The sequence below is a fragment of the Kosakonia sp. HypNH10 genome (assembly GCF_029850615.1).
Lineage (GTDB): Bacteria > Pseudomonadota > Gammaproteobacteria > Enterobacterales > Enterobacteriaceae > Kosakonia > Kosakonia cowanii.
Genome location: NZ_JAOTIU010000009.1, coordinates 70,730 through 88,438 on the forward strand (window position 1 = coordinate 70,730; position 17,709 = coordinate 88,438).

Annotated in this window: 14 protein-coding genes; 10 read left to right on the forward strand and 4 right to left on the reverse strand. The window is 56.5% G+C overall.

Annotated elements, in window-relative coordinates:
* Positions 1 to 37: 37 nt before the first annotated feature.
* Positions 38 to 1,798, forward strand: a complete 1,761-nt coding sequence (gene ggt, locus N7V53_RS20375; protein WP_279794715.1) for a gamma-glutamyltransferase — start codon at positions 38 to 40, stop codon at positions 1,796 to 1,798.
* A gap of 35 nt (positions 1,799 to 1,833) precedes the next feature.
* On the opposite strand, the gene yhhY is transcribed toward ggt, so the two are convergent.
* Positions 1,834 to 2,325 carry an N-acetyltransferase gene (gene yhhY, locus N7V53_RS20380; protein ID WP_279794716.1) on the reverse strand — a complete coding sequence of 164 codons (492 nt, stop codon included), beginning with the start codon at positions 2,323 to 2,325 and terminating at the stop codon, positions 1,834 to 1,836.
* A 217-nt stretch (positions 2,326 to 2,542) separates the two neighbouring features.
* Positions 2,543 to 3,151 carry a polymer-forming cytoskeletal protein gene (locus N7V53_RS20385; RefSeq protein WP_023482013.1) on the reverse strand — a complete coding sequence of 203 codons (609 nt, stop codon included), beginning with the start codon at positions 3,149 to 3,151 and terminating at the stop codon, positions 2,543 to 2,545.
* 236 nt (positions 3,152 to 3,387) lie between these two features.
* On the opposite strand from N7V53_RS20385, the gene N7V53_RS20390 reads away from it, so the two are divergent.
* The 5 genes from N7V53_RS20390 (at position 3,388) to gntU (ending at position 8,350) form a co-directional block, all read left to right on the forward strand.
* On the forward strand, positions 3,388 to 4,425 hold the full coding sequence (locus N7V53_RS20390) for an oxidoreductase (protein WP_279794717.1): 1,038 nt from the start codon (positions 3,388 to 3,390) through the stop codon (positions 4,423 to 4,425).
* A 122-nt stretch (positions 4,426 to 4,547) separates the two neighbouring features.
* On the forward strand, positions 4,548 to 5,243 hold the full coding sequence (locus N7V53_RS20395; protein ID WP_023482050.1) for a pirin family protein: 696 nt from the start codon (positions 4,548 to 4,550) through the stop codon (positions 5,241 to 5,243).
* A 104-nt stretch (positions 5,244 to 5,347) separates the two neighbouring features.
* Complete coding sequence (gene gntR, locus N7V53_RS20400) at positions 5,348 to 6,343, forward strand: gluconate operon transcriptional repressor GntR (RefSeq protein ID WP_023482014.1); 996 nt, start codon at positions 5,348 to 5,350, stop codon at positions 6,341 to 6,343.
* Positions 6,344 to 6,479: 136 nt separating this feature from the next.
* Positions 6,480 to 7,013 (forward strand): gluconokinase, encoded by a 534-nt coding sequence (gntK, locus tag N7V53_RS20405; protein ID WP_034814182.1) that lies wholly within the window; start codon positions 6,480 to 6,482, stop codon positions 7,011 to 7,013.
* Positions 7,010 to 8,350: a gluconate transporter gene (gntU, locus tag N7V53_RS20410; RefSeq protein ID WP_023481953.1), complete on the forward strand. Its 1,341-nt coding sequence runs from the start codon at positions 7,010 to 7,012 to the stop codon at positions 8,348 to 8,350. The genes gntK and gntU overlap by 4 nt, the downstream gene beginning before the upstream one ends.
* Positions 8,351 to 8,401: 51 nt before the next feature.
* On the opposite strand, the gene glpD is transcribed toward gntU, so the two are convergent.
* A complete protein-coding gene (gene glpD, locus N7V53_RS20415; RefSeq protein ID WP_279794719.1) occupies positions 8,402 to 9,907 on the reverse strand; it encodes a glycerol-3-phosphate dehydrogenase in 1,506 nt (501 codons plus the stop codon).
* Between the two features lie 188 nt (positions 9,908 to 10,095).
* Between glpD and glpE the strand changes: the two genes are divergently transcribed.
* The 3 genes from glpE to N7V53_RS20430 are packed head-to-tail and all read left to right on the forward strand — an operon-like array spanning position 10,096 to position 12,090.
* A complete protein-coding gene (gene glpE, locus N7V53_RS20420; RefSeq protein WP_023482002.1) occupies positions 10,096 to 10,425 on the forward strand; it encodes a thiosulfate sulfurtransferase GlpE in 330 nt (109 codons plus the stop codon).
* Between the two features lie 58 nt (positions 10,426 to 10,483).
* Complete coding sequence (gene glpG, locus N7V53_RS20425; protein WP_279794720.1) at positions 10,484 to 11,314, forward strand: rhomboid family intramembrane serine protease GlpG; 831 nt, start codon at positions 10,484 to 10,486, stop codon at positions 11,312 to 11,314.
* A 17-nt stretch (positions 11,315 to 11,331) separates the two neighbouring features.
* Positions 11,332 to 12,090 (forward strand): DeoR/GlpR family transcriptional regulator, encoded by a 759-nt coding sequence (locus N7V53_RS20430; RefSeq protein ID WP_023482097.1) that lies wholly within the window; start codon positions 11,332 to 11,334, stop codon positions 12,088 to 12,090.
* A 3-nt stretch (positions 12,091 to 12,093) separates the two neighbouring features.
* On the opposite strand, the gene malT is transcribed toward N7V53_RS20430, so the two are convergent.
* A complete protein-coding gene (gene malT / locus N7V53_RS20435) occupies positions 12,094 to 14,799 on the reverse strand; it encodes an HTH-type transcriptional regulator MalT (RefSeq protein WP_124967109.1) in 2,706 nt (901 codons plus the stop codon).
* 515 nt (positions 14,800 to 15,314) lie between these two features.
* Here malT and malP point away from each other — a divergent pair.
* Complete coding sequence (gene malP, locus N7V53_RS20440) at positions 15,315 to 17,708, forward strand: maltodextrin phosphorylase (RefSeq protein ID WP_279794721.1); 2,394 nt, start codon at positions 15,315 to 15,317, stop codon at positions 17,706 to 17,708.
* Position 17,709 lies beyond the last annotated feature (1 nt).

The following is a 17,709-nucleotide window of genomic DNA, read 5'->3' on the forward strand; positions in this document are numbered from 1 at the left end:
AAGCGGGAACTGTAGCCCTTCTTTGTGGAGAACGACGATGATCAAACAGCAGTTTGCGCGTTGGGCGGCAATCGCCGCACTGACGGCGGGAGCATGTTTCAGTGTCGGCGCTGCGCCGCCACCTGCTCAGGCGCCCGCGCCAGCCCCCGTTTCGTATGGGGTAGAAGCCGATGTCTTTCATCCGGTTGTGGCCCATCAGGGGATGGTGGCCTCGGTGGATGAGGCCGCGACCCGCGTGGGTGTGGAGATCCTCAAAGAGGGCGGTAATGCGGTCGATGCGGCGGTCGCGGTCGGTTATGCGCTGGCAGTGACTCATCCGCAGGCGGGCAACCTTGGCGGTGGCGGATTTATGATGATCCGCACCAAAGAGGGCAAAGTCACGGCGATCGATTTCCGCGAAATGGCACCGGCAGCCGCCACGCGCGATATGTTTCTTGATGAGCAGGGCAACCCGGACAGCAAAAAATCCCTGACCTCCCATCTCGCTTCCGGCACGCCCGGCACGGTTGCTGGCTTCTCGCTGGCGCTGGAGAAATACGGCTCGCTGCCGCTGAAAAAGGTGGTGCAGCCTGCTATCAAACTGGCGAAGCAGGGCTTCACGGTTAACGATGCGCTGGCGGACGATCTCAAAACCTACGGCAGTGAAGTGCTGCCGAATCACGACACCAGCAAGGCGATCTTCTGGAAAGAGGGTGAGCCGCTGAAGAAGGGCGACAAGCTGGTTCAAACGAATCTCGCGAAGAGCCTTGAGCTGATTGCTGAAAAGGGGCCGGATGGTTTCTATAAAGGCACAACGGCAGAGCAGATCGCCCAAGAGATGAGCAAAAACGGCGGGCTGATCACCAAAGAGGATCTGGCGAACTATAAAGCCGTTGAGCGTACGCCGGTGAGCGGCGACTACCGCGGTTATCAGGTCTACTCCATGCCGCCGCCATCCTCTGGCGGGATCCATATCATTCAGATCCTCAACATTCTGGAAAATTTCGATCTGGCAAAATTTGGCTTTGGCAGCGCCGATGCCATGCAGGTGATGGCGGAAGCGGAAAAATATGCCTACGCCGACCGCTCTGAATACCTCGGCGACCCCGATTTTGTGAAAGTGCCGTGGCAGGCGCTGACCAGCAAAGCGTACGCCAAATCGATTGCTGAACAGATCGATGTCAATAAAGCGCGCCCCTCCAGCCAGATCCGCCCCGGCAAACTGGAACCTTACGAGAGCAACCAGACCACCCACTTCTCAGTGGTGGATAAAGAGGGGAATGCCGTTGCGGTAACCTACACGCTGAACACCGTCTTTGGCAGCGGCATTGTTGCCGGTAATACCGGCATTCTGATGAATAACCAGATGGATGATTTCTCAGCCAAACCGGGCGTACCAAATGTTTATGGCCTGGTGGGCGGTGATGCGAATGCTATCGGGCCGGGCAAGCGTCCGCTCTCCTCCATGTCGCCAACCATTGTGTTGAAAGATGGCAAAACCTGGCTGGTCACCGGTAGCCCTGGCGGCAGCCGCATTATCACTACCGTGCTGCAAATGGTGGTGAATACCATCGATTATGGAATGAACGTTGCCGAAGCGACCAATGCGCCGCGCTTCCATCATCAGTGGTGGCCGGATGAGCTGCGCGTGGAGAAGGGCTTCAGCCCTGATACCCTGAAACTGCTCGAGCAGAAGGGGCAGAAAGTGGCCGTGAAAGCCTCAATGGGCAGTACGCAGAGCATTATGGTTGGGCCGGATGGCACGCTGTATGGTGCGTCCGATCCGCGTTCGGTTGATGATTTAACCGCAGGATATTAAAGCAATTTCCCTCTCCCGCCCGGGAGAGGGATCTTTTAGCCCTTCATGCGCGCCATATAGTACGAATCGACATACTCGCCGTTACGCAGCGCGTGGCGTTTCGCGGTGCCTTCCACTTCAAAACCAAACTTGCGATAGACCGCCAGCGCCGGCGCGTTATCGGCGAAAACCGACAGCTCAATGCGGTCGATGCGCAGCCAGTTATCGCACAGATGCACCATCTCGTTGATTAACGCGCTGGCGACGCCGCGATTTTGAAACTGCGGCGCAACCATAATGCCAAAACTGGCGACGTGGCTGCGACGCGGGTTCTGCTCGACCATTAAACCGAGATGGCCTGCCACCTGCTCATCAAGCGTGGCAATCAGATCCCGGCGGCCCGGCTGCGGCGTTAAGCGTTTATGCCAGTGATCGGAAGAGGGATGAGGTAGCTGGAGTAGGTTTTGATACACCTCGGGCTGCGCGTAAATCTGTCGTAACGGTTCGACATCGTGCATTTCAGCGTGGCGTATCACTATCTCGCTCATCCTGCTTCTCCTGTTGGTTGGGTTAGCTTTCACATTCCGGTCTTTCAGGCGAAGCGTCAACTGCCATTTTTTGTCACAGGGGGTAGACAAGTGCGAATGATAATGATTATTATTGCCATGCGTTCAGGGAAACCGTACGGTAATCCTGAAAGCACGACATTGCTCACATTGCTTCCAGTATTTCTTAGCCAGCCGGGTGCTGGCTTTTTTTTACCTGCTATTCACCGACGCGCTTCTTCTCTTTCTCAACGCTGAGTTTTGCTACTGGCGCGGTGAGTTTCGCCTGGCCTGAGAAGGTGCCGCCTTTCTTGATGGTCAGCGCGCTGTAGGTCAGCGTACCGTTGATGTTGCCATTCTCCTCGATATTCAGCGTTTCGCTGCTGCACTCGCCGTTCACCGTGCCATCAATAAACAGCTCGCGACAGGAGAGGTTACCTTCCACCACGCCGTTGCGCATGATGCGGATAATATTGTCTTTCGCTTCGATATTGCCGGTAAGGGTGCCGTAAATATGCACTTGCCCGTTCGAGGTAATGTTGCCAACAAAGTTGGTGCCGCTGGCGACAACCGTGTTCTGCTTCTCATCGCGCAGCGTCTCTTTTTCGTTAATCAGTGAGGCTGCAATCGGTTGTAGTGGAGGCGTTTTTGGGGTTTTCTCTTTACCAAACATAGCGTTAACCTGATGTTGTACAAAGTGTAAGAAGAAGCCGAGAAGCGTTAGCGATGCCGCAACCTGTGCCCAGAGCCGTGCGTCAACGCACCAGCTCCCCAGCGCGAAGGCCCAAAAAGCAAGAGCGAGATTTAAATACCAGTAGTGCTTATCCATGCTGTATTGCGCGCAACTCCCTGCGTGGTGGGTGCTTCTGACTCATGAAAGGGGCAAACGGATATTGCCGCGTGTTTTATGCGCGAATTAGGGGAGGCGATCAAGTGCGCGGAAGAAAAATCGGAATTTATAAATGGCTAAGAAACATAACAATAATCGATAAATAGAGGCTTCGGGTTTTAGCTCTCGCCGGCCTGGTCTAAGGTAAAGAGAGATATTCTGCAAAGGACGACACAATGACTCTACATTGCGCATTTATTGGATTTGGTAAAAGCACCACCCGTTATCACCTGCCTTATGTTCTCAACCGTAAAGCCAGCTGGCACGTGGCGCACATCTTCCGCCGCCATCCGAAGCCAGAGGAGCAGCACCCCGATTATCAGCACATCCACTTCACCAGCGATCTGGACGAAGTGCTTAACGATCCGCAGGTCAAACTGGTGATTGTCTGCACCCATGCCGATAGCCATTTTGACTATGCGAAACGCGCGCTGGAAGCGGGTAAAAACGTGCTGGTCGAGAAGCCTTTCACGCCGACCATGGCTGAAGCGATCACGCTATTTGAGCTGGCGAAAAGCAAAGGGCTGACGGTGACGCCTTATCAGAATCGCCGTTTCGACTCCTGCTTCCTCACCACCAAAAAGGTGATTGAGAGCGGCAAACTGGGTGAAATTGTCGAGATCGAAAGTCATTTTGACTACTACCGCCCACAAGCGGAAAGCAAGCCGGGTCTGCCGCAGGATGGCTCGTTTTATGGCCTCGGCGTGCATACCATGGATCAAATTATCTCGCTGTTTGGCCGCCCGGATCACGCCGCGTATGACATTCGCAGCCTGCGCAACAAAGCCAACCCTGACGATACGTTTGAAGCGCAGCTCTTCTATGGCGATCTGAAAGCGATTGTGAAAACCAGCCACCTGGTGAAAATCGATTACCCAAAATTTATCGTCCATGGCCGTAAAGGCTCGTTCGTTAAATATGGTGTCGATCAGCAGGAGACCAGCCTGAAAGCCAATATCATGCCGGGCGATGCGGGCTTTGCCGCAGACGACAGCGTGGGCATTCTCGAGTATGTCAACGAGGCGGGCGAAACGGTTCGTGAAGAGATTGCGCCCGAACCTGGCGACTACGGGCGCGTCTACGATGCTCTCTATGAAACGCTGGTAAACGGCGCGGAAAATTACGTCAAGGAAACTGACGTTCTTACCAACCTTGAGCTGCTGGAACGCGCGTTTGAGCAGGCATCACCCGCAACGATAACCCTCGCCAAATAAGGGAATAGGGCTCCTCTGCGCTTGTTCACTTTTTTTGAACAGAGGAGTCAATTTTCACCCTCTATGATTGGGCAATGATTGCGTCCACACTTACCCCATCGAAAACAGACGGGGTAAACAAGATGATTTTCTTACGCAAAGCAAATGACCGCGGACACGCTAACCATGGCTGGCTGGACTCCTGGCACACCTTCTCGTTTGCTAACTATTACGATCCGAACTTCATGGGTTTTTCAGCGCTGCGCGTGATTAACGATGATGTTATTGATGCGGGGCAGGGTTTCGGTACCCATCCGCATAAAGACATGGAAATCCTGACTTATGTGCTGGAAGGCGCGGTAGAGCATCAGGACAGCATGGGCAACAAAGAGCAGGTTCCGGCGGGCGAATTCCAGATCATGAGCGCCGGTACCGGGGTGCGTCACTCTGAGTACAACCCGAGCAAAACCGATCGTCTGCGCCTGTACCAAATCTGGATCATCCCGGAAACTAACGGTATCGAGCCGCGCTACGAGCAGCGCCGCTTTGACGCCACGCAGGGCAAACAGCTGGTGCTTTCGCCGGATGCGCGCGACGGTTCGCTGAAAGTGCATCAGGATATGGAGCTTTACCGCTGGGCGCTGCTGAAAGATGAGCAGTCTGTCCATCAGATCGCCGCCGAGCGCCGCGTCTGGATCCAGGTGGTAAAAGGTGAGGTGACCATTAACGGCACCAAAGCGACCACCAGTGATGGCCTCGCTATCTGGGATGAGCAGGCGATCTCGGTGCATGCCGACAGCGACAGCGAAATCCTGCTCTTCGATCTGCCGCCGGTGTGATGTGGCGTAAATAAATCGCGCAATCCTGGGGTTTTTGACCGCAGGATTGCGCATTGTCCGTGATAAACTGCGCACCCCTCTCTTTTGCGTAAATTATCAGGGCGATGAAAAAGAAAAGACCCGTACTACAGGATGTGGCCGATCGCGTAGGCGTGACCAAAATGACGGTCAGCCGTTTTTTGCGTAACCCGGAACAGGTTTCCATCGCTTTACGCGGCAAAATCGCCGCCGCCCTTGATGAACTGGGTTATATCCCCAACCGCGCGCCCGATATTCTCTCCAACGCCACCAGCCGCGCCATTGGCGTGCTTCTCCCCTCTTTGACAAACCAGGTCTTCGCTGAAGTGCTTCGCGGCATTGAAAGCGTCACCGACGCGCACGGCTATCAAACCATGCTGGCGCACTACGGCTACAAAGCGGAAATGGAGGAGGAGCGGCTGGAGTCGATGCTCTCCTGGAACATTGACGGCTTAGTCCTTACCGAACGCACCCACACGCCGCGCACGCTGAAGATGATCGAAGTGGCGGGCATTCCGGTCGTTGAATTGATGGACAGCAAATCTCCCTGCCTCGATATCGCCGTTGGCTTTGATAACTTCGAGGCCGCCCGGCAGATCACCGCCGCCATTCTTGCGCGCGGCCATCGTCGCGTCGCCTATCTTGGTGCACGTCTGGATGAACGTACTATCATCAAACAGAAGGGGTACGAGCAGGCGATGCTGGATGCGGGGCTGACGCCGTACAGTGTGATGGTGGAACAATCCTCCTCTTATACCGCCGGCATTGAGTTGATGCGTCAGGCGCGCCGCGAGTATCCGCAGCTTGATGGGATTTTCTGTACTAACGATGACCTTGCCGTTGGTGCCGCGTTTGAGTGCCAGCGTCTGGGGCTGAAGATCCCACAAGATATGGCGATTGCCGGGTTCCACGGGCATGACATCGGTCAGGTGATGGAGCCGCGTCTGGCAAGCGTGCTGACGCCGCGTGAGCGCATGGGGCGCATCGGTGCGGAACGGCTGCTGGCGCGTATCCGTGGTGAAGCAGTTACGCCAAAGATGTTAGATTTAGGTTTCACTTTGTCACCGGGTGGATCTATTTAGTCTGACAAATTTGAAGTAGCTCACACTTATTTATCTCTGACCGCTGTGGATATTGCTTCTCTGGGATCGCGGCAGGACAATGTTACCGATAACAGTTACCCGTAACAATCACTCTTGCACCCGTGGGGGCTACCCTTTGAGCACAACAAACCTTGATCACCATGTTTTCGTTCTGATGGGCGTTTCAGGCAGCGGCAAATCAGCGGTTGCCAGCGAAGTCGCGTATCAGCTTAAAGCCGCGTTTCTTGACGGCGACTTTCTCCATCCGCGGAGCAACATCAACAAGATGGCCTCCGGCGAGCCGCTGAATGATGACGACCGTAAACCGTGGTTGCAGGCGCTGAACGATGCCGCCTTCGCCATGCAGCGCACCAACAAAGTGTCGCTGATTGTCTGCTCGGCGCTGAAAAAGCACTACCGCGACCTGCTGCGCGCCGGTAATCCTAATCTCTCCTTTATCTACCTGAAGGGCGAATTCGATGTTATCGAAAGCCGTCTGAAAGCGCGTAAAGGCCACTTCTTCAAAACGCAGATGCTGGTAACCCAGTTCGAAACGCTGCAGGAGCCGGGCGAAGATGAACGCGATGTGCTGGTGGTGAACATTGACCAGCCGCTTGATGGCGTGGTCGCCAGCACCATTGAAGTGATAACCAAAGGCCGTGAGCAGTGAGTACATTAACGCTGGTATTAACCGCCGTCGGTTCTGTTTTACTGCTGCTGTTTTTAGTGATGAAAGCGCGAATGCACGCTTTCGTTGCGCTGATGGTGGTGTCGATTGGTGCCGGGCTCTTTTCCGGCATGCCGCTGACAAAAATCGCGCAGACCATGGAAAAAGGGATGGGCGGTACGCTCGGGTTCCTCGCCATTGTGGTAGCGCTCGGCGCGATGTTCGGCAAAATCCTGCATGAGACCGGCGCGGTGGATCAAATCGCCGTCAAAATGCTTAACTCCTTCGGGCACAGCCGCGCGCACTATGCGATTGGCCTCGCCGGGCTGATTTGCGCCCTGCCGCTCTTCTTCGAAGTGGCGATTGTCCTGCTGATTAGCGTCGCCTTCTCGATGGCGCGCCACACCGGCACTAACCTGGTCAAACTGGTTATCCCGCTGTTCGCGGGCGTTGCGGCAGCGGCGGCATTTCTGCTGCCGGGGCCTGCGCCGATGCTGCTTGCCTCGCAGATGCATGCTGACTTTGGCTGGATGATCCTGATTGGCCTCTGCGCTGCGATCCCGGGCATGCTGGTTGCCGGGCCGCTGTGGGGCAACTTTATTAGCCGCCACGTTGAGTTACATATTCCGGACGATGTCAGTGAACCGCATCTCGGCGAAGGCAAAATGCCCTCGTTTGGCTTTAGCCTCGCGCTGATCCTGTTGCCGCTGGTGCTGGTGGGGATGAAAACCATCGCCGCGCGTTTCGTAGCGCAAGACAGTACGCTCTATCAGTGGCTGGAGTTTATCGGTCACCCCTTCACCGCCATTCTGGTTGCCTGTCTGGTAGCGATTTATGGTCTGGCGGTGCGTCAGGGAATGGCAAAAGATCGCGTAATGGAGATTTGCGGCCAGGCGCTACAACCGGCGGGGATTATTCTGCTGGTAATTGGTGCAGGCGGCGTCTTCAAACAGGTGCTGGTCGATTCCGGCGTTGGCCCGGCGCTCGGTGAAGCGTTAACCGGCATGGGTTTACCGATTGCCCTGACCTGTTTCGTGCTGGCGGCGGCGGTGCGCATTATCCAGGGCTCCGCGACGGTCGCCTGTCTGACCGCGGTTGGTCTGGTGATGCCGGTCATTGAACAGCTGCACTTCAACGGCGCGCAGATGGCGGCACTCTCCATCTGTATCGCGGGTGGTTCGATTGTGGTGAGCCATGTGAACGATGCTGGTTTCTGGCTCTATGGCCGCTTTACCGGCGCGACAGAAGCGCAAACCCTGAAGACCTGGACAATGATGGAAACCATCCTCGGCACCACCGGGGCGATTATCGGGATGATCGCCTTTACGCTGCTGAGCTAAAGGCAAAAGAAAACCCGGTGGTTTCAGGCCACCGGGTTTTTATCTTAACGCTTACGAAGCGAGCGACAGTTCCGCTTTGTTATTGCGCGTCAGCCACTGAGCCACACGCGCCTGCTCCTCTTCACTCAGCCACATGCCAAGTTTAGTTCGACGCCAGATAGCATCGTCGAGGCGACGCACCCACTCATGCTCCACCAGGTAACGCAGTTCGGCTTCATACAGTTCATGACCGAAGTGCTCGCCCATGCCCTCAAGACTGGTGATACCGGACAGAATCAGTTCACTGTTGCTGCCATATGTACGGGCATAGTGACGCGCCAGCGATTCGCTGATGAACGGATATTTACGGCGCAGTTTCGCCGCGTAATCCTCACGATCGCCGCTGATATCGCCGCCGGGCAGCACACACTCTTTGGTCCACGCCGGGCCGATGCCTTTGTAGTACGGCGTCAGTTTTTCCAGCGCATGCTCCGCCAGCTTACGGTAGGTAGTGAGTTTCCCGCCGAAGACCGACAACAGCGGCGCCTGGCCGTTTTCGTCATGAATATCGAGCGTGTAATCACGGGTGATCGCCTGCGGTGAATCGGATTCATCATCGCAGAGCGGGCGCACGCCGGAGTAGGTCCAGGCAATATCCTCATGCGTCAGCTGTTTCTTGAAGTGATCGTTGTAGACATTGAGCAGGTAGTTGATCTCATCTTCGTCGATCTTCACGTTTTTCGGGTCGCCGTGATACTCAACGTCGGTAGTACCGATAATGGAGAACTCATCCATCCACGGGATGACAAAGACAATACGTTTATCTTCGTTTTGCAGAATGTAGGCCTGCTTCTGCGCATGGGCGCGCGGCACCACAATGTGGCTGCCTTTGATCAGGCGAATGCCGTATGGCGAAGGCAGTTTCATGCCGTCATCGAAGAACTCTTTCACCCACGGGCCGGTGGCATTCACCAGACCGCGTGCCTTCCAGCTAAATTTTTCGCCGGTATCGATATCTTCTGCTTCTACCACCCACAGGCCGTTTTCACGGCGCGCGCTGGTGGCGCGGGTGCGGGTCATCACTTTCCCGCCTTTACGCTCAACCATCTGCGCATTTGCCAGCACCATGCGCGCATCATCGACCCAGCAGTCGGAATATTCGAATCCGCGCACGATTTCCGGTTTGAGCACCGATTCTGAGCCAAATCGCAACCCTTTCGATGCCGGCAGGCTGGTACGTTTACCGAGGTGATCGTACATAAACAGACCAATACGAATCATCCACGCCGGACGCAGGTGAGGGCGGTGCGGCAGGCGAAAACGCATCGGGAAGGCGATATGCGGTGCCATTTTCAGCAGCACTTCACGTTCGGCAAGCGCTTCGCTCACCAGGCGGAATTCGTAGTGTTCAAGGTAGCGCAGGCCACCGTGAATCAATTTAGAGCTGTTGCTGGATGTCGCGCAGGCGAGATCCTGAGCCTCAAGCATGAGCACGGATAAACCACGCCCTGCGGCGTCAACCGCGATACCGGCACCGTTGATGCCCCCGCCTATCACAATCAGATCTTTGGTTTCCATGCTATCCTCACGCACTTTCGTAAAAGCTCAAAAATGTTCGATATCGCTCATAATAGCAAAGGAACGCGCTTTTGGTAACATCAAAAAAACAATTTAGAGTGATATGCATAACATAATGGCGCATCACCGGGGTCACGACGTACACTTGTCGCAGCCTAGCCATAAATCGTGTCAATAAAGAGAACGCCATGGATCAGTTTGAATGTATTAATGTCGAAGAGACCCACCAGAAATTGCAGCAGCAGCAGGCCGTGCTGGTCGATATCCGCGATCCGCAAAGTTTCGCGATGGGCCATACGCCGGGCGCGTTTCACCTCACCAACGACACGCTGGGCGCGTTTATGCGCGACAACGATTTCGACACGCCGGTGATGGTGATGTGCTATCACGGCAACAGCAGTAAAGGTGCCGCGCAATATTTGTTGCAGCAGGGCTTTGAAGAGGTCTACAGCGTCGATGGTGGTTTCGATGCATGGCATCGCCACTTCCCGGCAGAAGTCGAGCACGGCACGCTTTAGGCGAAGCGCGACTCTCCGCTATACTGTCTCTCTTTGTATGGACTAAGCGACGCCCGTCATGTTGATGATTACCTCTTTTGCTAACCCCCGCGTCGCCCAGGCGTTTGTCGACTATATGCAGACTCAGGGCGTTATCCTGACGATCCAGCACCACGAGCAGACTGACATCTGGCTGGCGGACGAAAGCCAGGCAGAACGCGTGCGCACAGAGCTGGCGCGCTTTCTGGAAAACCCCGCCGATCCGCGCTATCTGGCGGCGAGCTGGCAATCCGGCCAGACCGACAGCGGTTTGCACTACCGCCGTTTCCCTCTATCAGCCGCCCTGCGCGAGCGCGGCGGACCGCTCACCATCGCCATCTCCGTGCTCTGCATTATCGTCTTCCTGCTGATGAACGTGATGGGCGATGAAGTGGTTATGGCGTGGCTCGCCTGGCCGTGGGATGAGAGCCTGCGTTTTGAGGCCTGGCGCTACTTCACCCACGCGATCATGCACTTTTCGCTACTGCACATCCTCTTTAACCTCTTCTGGTGGTGGTATCTTGGCGGCGCGGTAGAGAAGCGGCTCGGCAGCGGCAAGCTGGTGGTGATTACGCTGATTAGCGCGCTGTTGAGCGGCTTTGTGCAGCACCAGCTTACCGGCCCCTGGTTCGGTGGCCTCTCCGGCGTGGTGTATGCGCTGATCGGTTATGTGTGGCTGCGCGGCACACGCGACCCGGAACCGAAGGTGGCGCTGCCGAACGGCCTATTTATCTTTACGGTGTTACTGATGGTGGCGGAATGGTTCGGCTTAACCGGCTTCGCCATTGCCAGCGGCGCGCATACGGCAGGGATTGTTATTGGCCTGGCGATGGCGCTGGTGGACTCGCAGAATGTGCGAAAACGAACATAATTATCCAGGGACACATGATGAAACAGACACAGCGTCACGACGCGATTATCGAGCTGGTTAAACAACAGGGATATGTCAGCACCGAAGAGCTGGTCGAGCAGTTCTCCGTCAGCCCGCAGACCATTCGCCGCGATCTGAACGATCTGGCCGATCAGAACAAAATCTTGCGTCACCACGGCGGTGCAGCGCTGCCTTCCAGCTCGGAAAACACCTCGTGGCACGACCGGAAAACAACGCTGGCGGCGGAAAAAGAGCGTATTGCCCGCCGCGTTGCCGAGCAGATCCCCAACGGCGCGACGCTGTTTATTGATATCGGTACCACGCCGGAAGCGGTCGCCCATGCGCTGCTCGACCACAGCGAACTGCGGGTTGTCACCAACAACCTTAACGTCGCCAATACCTTGATGAAGAAGTCGGATTTCCGTGTGATTCTGGCGGGCGGCGAACTGCGCAGCCGCGATGGCGGTATCGTCGGCGAAGCGACTCTCGATTTTATCTCCCAGTTCCGCCTCGATTTCGGCATCCTGGGCATCAGCGGCATTGACGCTGACGGCTCGCTGCTGGAGTTTGACTACCATGAAGTGCGCACCAAGCGCGCAATCATTGAGAACTCGCGCCATGTGATGCTGGTGGTGGATCACTCGAAGTTTGGCCGCAATGCGATGGTCAATATGGGCAGCATCAGCCTTGTCGATGCGGTCTACACCGATGTGATGCCGCCCGCAGGCGTAATGCAGGTGATCAGCCACAACAATGTGCAGCTGGAACTCTGCTAGCCGTTATACCCCATAACCCATGATTTTCAGCAGCCGCTGGGCGTGCTGCACCGCATCCTGACGGTGGGCAACGCCCAGCTTCTGATAGAGGTTGCGGATATGGGTTTTGATGGTCGTCGCGGCGACAGCCAGTTCACCGGCGATCTGCTCGTTGCTGTACCCCGAATAGATAAGCCCCAGCACCTGCCATTCACGCTGAGTCAGCGGGCTGGTGCGGATCAGCTCCGGTACTTCCGGGTGCGTCAGTAAGCGCTCAACAAAGCTCTCATCAAAGTGGGCGAACTTATGCCGGTGATGCTGGTTGATTTCGCGCAGAATGCGCTGGGCGCGGTGCTGATCCAGCTCCGGCAGCGTGTTGAGCTGAATGAGCTGGCGCAGCTGTTGCGCCATCGGCTCACCCTCAATCACAAAGTGGCTGATAAACCCGGTGCGGTTAGCGAGTTGTAGCGCTTCAAGCAGCACGCGCTGGGCATCGTTTTTGCGCCCAGCGTGCCAGTAAAGCTGGTTGAGCAGCAGCAGGTTGCGGTTGATATCGCTCATCAGACGCAGGCTGCGCGCGTTTTCGTTTAACTCCTCCAGCACCATCTCCGCCGGGTCGAAATCCCCCAGCAGGATCTGCGCGCGGGCAATGTTGCGCCACTGGCTTTGCAGGAAGTGGTTATTGGCAAAGGCCGGTTTTGGCGTCTGGCGCAGCCACTGCGCGGCGGCGTTTTTGTCCCCGGTCATTTGCCAGTAGATCATCCGCACTTTATCGGCGTTCGACACCCAGTCGCTGTGATACTGACCGTTGCCGAGCAGGTTCTCCAGCCGGTGCAGGTGGCTGCGGGCATTATCCAGATCGCCACGTGCCAGCGAGACCTGCACAATCAGCGCCAGGCACTGCAACTGCTGCTGCGGTTGCAGCGCAGAGAGCACTTCCATTCCCTGACGCGCGGCGGCTTCCGCCTCGTCGAGCCGCGCCCACGCCCACAGAAGCTGGGCGCGGATGCGGAGTAAAAACTCATGCATCGGCAGCTGTTCAAGGTGCTGCTCACGGATAAGCGCGAAGGCTTTCTCCTGCATCTCCCACGCGGCCTGCAAAAAGCCTTGGGCGAAGAGGATTTCGCTCTGCTGGATCAGGCTCCACAGCGCGTAGTGCCAGACATCGTGACGGCGCGCCATCTGCTCGGTTTGCTGCATCACCGCCAGCGAATTGGCCAGCTCGCCTTTGCAGTGCAGCACTTCGCCATGCACCGACGTGGCGACAATCCGGCTGTAGTAGTTAGCCAGCGGCAGTTCGTCGAGCGCCACCATTGCCAGCCGCTCGGCTTCCACCGGATCGCCATCGTTAATCGCCACCTGGGCGCGCAGGGCGTTGAAATCGCCGTGCAGGGAAGCATCCATCTGGGTCGTCATCTCCTGCTCAGCGCGCGCCAGCAGGGTGTTCACTTCGCTATAGCGGTGCTGGCTTTGCATCAGCCATGCCTGCAACAGCACCAGCCGCGGGTTCTCTAGCAGGCTCTCCCACGGCAGCGCTTTCAGCGACTCCTCCAGCAGGCTCAGCTCGCTGTGGTTAAACAGACCCCACGCGTGATTGAGCAGAATATCGCGCAGCATCACGCCGTCGCCCGCTGCCAGCGCGTGGTGGATCGCTTCGCTCGGGAAGCCTTGCGCCATCCAGCTCTCTGCTGCTGCGCGGTGAATATTGGGTAGCTCCGTCGCCAGCTCCCACTGGCAGCGCTGGCGCAGGAAATTGCCGAACAGTGGGTGGTAGCTAAACCACTCGCCGGAATCATCCATGCGCTGTAAAAAAAGCCCCTGACGCTCAATCTCCTCCAGCCGCATCTGCCCGTTCTCTTCGCCGGTAACGCGCACAATCAGCGCATCGTTCATCGAGCGCAGCAAAGCACTTTTCAGCAGGAACTGGCGAGTGGCGGGATCGACATTATCCAGCACCTCATCGACCAGATAATCGGAGAGGTGGCTGGCGTTAATGCCCGCGAGGCGGCGCGCGGAGTGGTGCGGCGCGCTGTGGTTTTGCCGGGCGGAGAGGGCGATCAGTTGCAGCGCCGTGGCCCAGCCGGCGACATCATCACAAAGCCTGCTGCTCTCAGCCGCTTCGATCGGCGCATTCAGGCGGCAGTCAAAAAACTGCTTCGCCTCCTGGTGGGTAAAGGCCAGCTGTTGGCTGCCCACTTCGAGCAACTGTTCGCGCACGCGCAGGTTGGCAATCCCCAGCTGCGGCAGGTTACGCGAGAGCACAATCAGGGTCAGGTTTTCCGGCTGATGGCGCAGGAAGAAGCGCATCGCATCGTGGATCACCGGGTTGGTAATCAGATGGTAATCATCAATCACCAGGTAGAGCGGGCGCTGCCATTCGGTCAGTTCGACAAACAGCTGCGAGAAGAGTGAAGGCAGGCTGGCGTACTGGCGTTTTTGCGCCATCACTTCGCTGCTGACGCAATGCCCGCCAGTGGCCTGCTGCACCGCGGCGATAAAGTAGCTGGCGAAGCGCTCCTGCTGATTATCCCCCTCATCGAGCGAGAACCAGCCGACGTCGCTTTTCCCCGCCGCCCACTGCGAGACGAGGGTGGTCTTGCCGTAGCCCGCAGGGCTGGTTACCAGCGCAAGCCGATAATTGTTGGCGCCGGAAAGTTTCGCCAGCAGACGTTCGCGCACCACCGTATGGTCGAGTCGAACCGGGCGACTTAATTTGGACGGAATCAACATAGTTATCACTTCACTGTGAGGGAGAACTGAGATGCGATTTTTTTTGTGCTTCGTAATTAATCTCAATACGTTCGGACAGATGAGGAAATATTGCAAGTTATGTCCGGATCTGACGATTGTGAATTTGCACTATGTCACAGTTCTATTTTAGTAACGAATAAATCGGCCCCAGACGCAGCGGGCGGCTGGGCAAAAGCGGGCACATTTTCCGCAGAAAAAATAGGCCATATTAATAGGTCGCGTAAAAGCAACGCGCAATTAGCGAAACGGTAACCTCGCCGCGCATAAAATATTATTTCGCCGCGTTCTCTGCACGCGTAAAACAATTTATTACCGAAACGGCATTTCATTATCGGCTCACCGTGCGATAAAAATTTTAGGTGGCGGCGATCACATTTTTTCGCTCATCCCCGCTACTCCTCCCTGTCTAATCCCCGCCAGGATGAGGAAGTGCTACCCGTAGATCTGCACACTAGCGCTAATGTCGATTATCTTCACACAGGACCCGGATTTTTATGACAAAGCCAACGTTTGATAAAGCGCAATTTGAAGCGGCCCTGACGCGCCAGTGGCAGCGTTTTGGGGTTCACTCTGCAACGGAAATGACAACTCGCCAGTGGTGGCATGCCGTGAGCGGCGCGCTGGCAGAACTGTTGGCAGCGCAGCCTGCGCCAAAAGCGGCGAAGGAGCAGCGCCACGTTAACTACATCTCAATGGAATTTTTGATCGGTCGCCTGACGGGCAACAACCTGCTGAACCTCGGCTGGTATGAGGCGGTCGGCGAAGTGTTGCAGGCGCACGATATTCAGCTGACAGACCTGCTGGAAGAGGAGATCGATCCGGCGCTTGGCAACGGCGGTCTGGGGCGTCTGGCGGCCTGCTTCCTCGACTCGATGGCGACCGTCGGCCAACCTGCCACCGGCTATGGACTCAACTACCAGTACGGGCTGTTTCGCCAGTCCTTTGTCGACGGCCAGCAGCATGAAGCGCCGGATGACTGGCATCGCCGCAGCTACCCGTGGTTCCGCCATAACGAACAGCTGGATGTGCAGGTCAACATTGGCGGCAAAGTGAGTAAAGAGGGGCAGTGGCAACCGGCCTTTACCCTCGTGGGCGAAGCCTGGGATCTGCCGGTGATTGGCTACCGCAACGGCATTACCCAGCCGCTGCGTCTGTGGCAGGCGACTCACGCGCATCCGTTTAATCTCACCAAATTCAATGACGGCGATTTCCTGCGCGCGGAGCAGACGGGCATCGACGCTGAAAAGCTGACCAAAGTGCTCTACCCGAACGACAACCATCAGGCCGGTAAAAAGCTGCGTCTGATGCAGCAATATTTCCAGTGCGCCTGCTCGGTGGCGGACATTCTGCGCCGCCACCACCTGGCCGGGCGCAAACTGGCGCAACTGCCGGATTACGAAGTGATCCAGCTGAACGATACCCACCCGACCATCGCCATTCCTGAACTGCTGCGCGTACTGCTTGATGAGCATCAGCTGAGCTGGGATGACGCCTGGGCGATCACCAGCCGTACTTTTGCTTACACCAACCATACGCTGATGCCGGAAGCGCTCGAGCGCTGGGATGAGTCGCTGGTGAAAGCGCTGCTGCCGCGCCATATGCAGATCATCAAACGCATCAACGAGCGTTTTAAAGCACAGGTTGAGCAGACCTGGCCGGGTAATAAAGCGGTGTGGGCAAAACTGGCGGTGGTGCATGACAAGCAGGTGCGCATGGCCAACCTCTGCGTGGTCGGCGGCTTTGCCGTTAACGGCGTGGCGGCGCTGCACTCGGACCTGGTGGTGAAAGATCTCTTCCCGGAATACCACCAGCTGTGGCCGGGCAAGTTCCATAACGTCACCAACGGCATCACGCCGCGCCGCTGGATCAAACAGTGCAACCCGCTGCTGGCCGCGCTGCTCGATAAGACACTGAAAAAAGAGTGGGCCAACGATCTCGATCAATTAATCAATCTTGAGAAGTACGCCGACGATGCGGCATTTCGCCAGCACTATCGCGACATTAAGAGACAAAATAAAGTGCGTCTGGCGGAATTTATCAAAGCGCGCACCGGTATTGTGATCAATCCTGAGGCGATTTTCGATATCCAGATCAAGCGCTTGCATGAGTACAAACGCCAGCACCTTGGCCTGCTGCATATCATTGCGCTCTATAAGGAGATTCGCGAAAACCCGCAGGCGAACCGCGTGCCGCGCGTCTTCCTGTTTGGTGCAAAAGCGGCGCCGGGTTACTACCTGGCGAAGAATATCATCTACGCTATCAACAAAGTGGCAGACGTAATTAACAACGATGCGTCGATTGGCGACCAGCTGAAAGTGGTGTTCCTGCCGGATTATTGCGTCTCGGCGGCGGAAAAACTGATCCCGGCGGCGGATGTCTCCGAGCAGATCTCAACCGCGGGCAAAGAGGCTTCCGGCACCGGCAACATGAAGCTGGCGCTCAACGGCGCATTAACGGTCGGCACACTGGATGGCGCTAACGTTGAAATCGCTGAGCAGGTGGGCGAAGAGAATATCTTTATCTTCGGTCACACCGTTGAGCAGGTGAAGGCGTTAAAAGCGAAAGGTTACGACCCGGTCAAGTGGCGTAAAAAAGATAAGCTGCTTGATGCGGTGCTGAAAGAGCTGGAGAGCGGGAAATATAGCGGCGGCGATAAGCATGCTTTCGACCAGATGCTGCACAGCATCGGCAAACAGGGCGGCGATCCCTACCTGGTGATGGCGGATTTCGCCGCCTATGTCGAGGCGCAAAAGCAGGTGGATGTGCTCTATCGCGACCAGGAGGCCTGGACGCGTGCGGCGATCCTCAACACCGCGCGCTGCGGCATGTTCAGCTCTGACCGCTCGATCCGCGATTACCAGACCCGCATCTGGCAGGCAAAACGTTAAG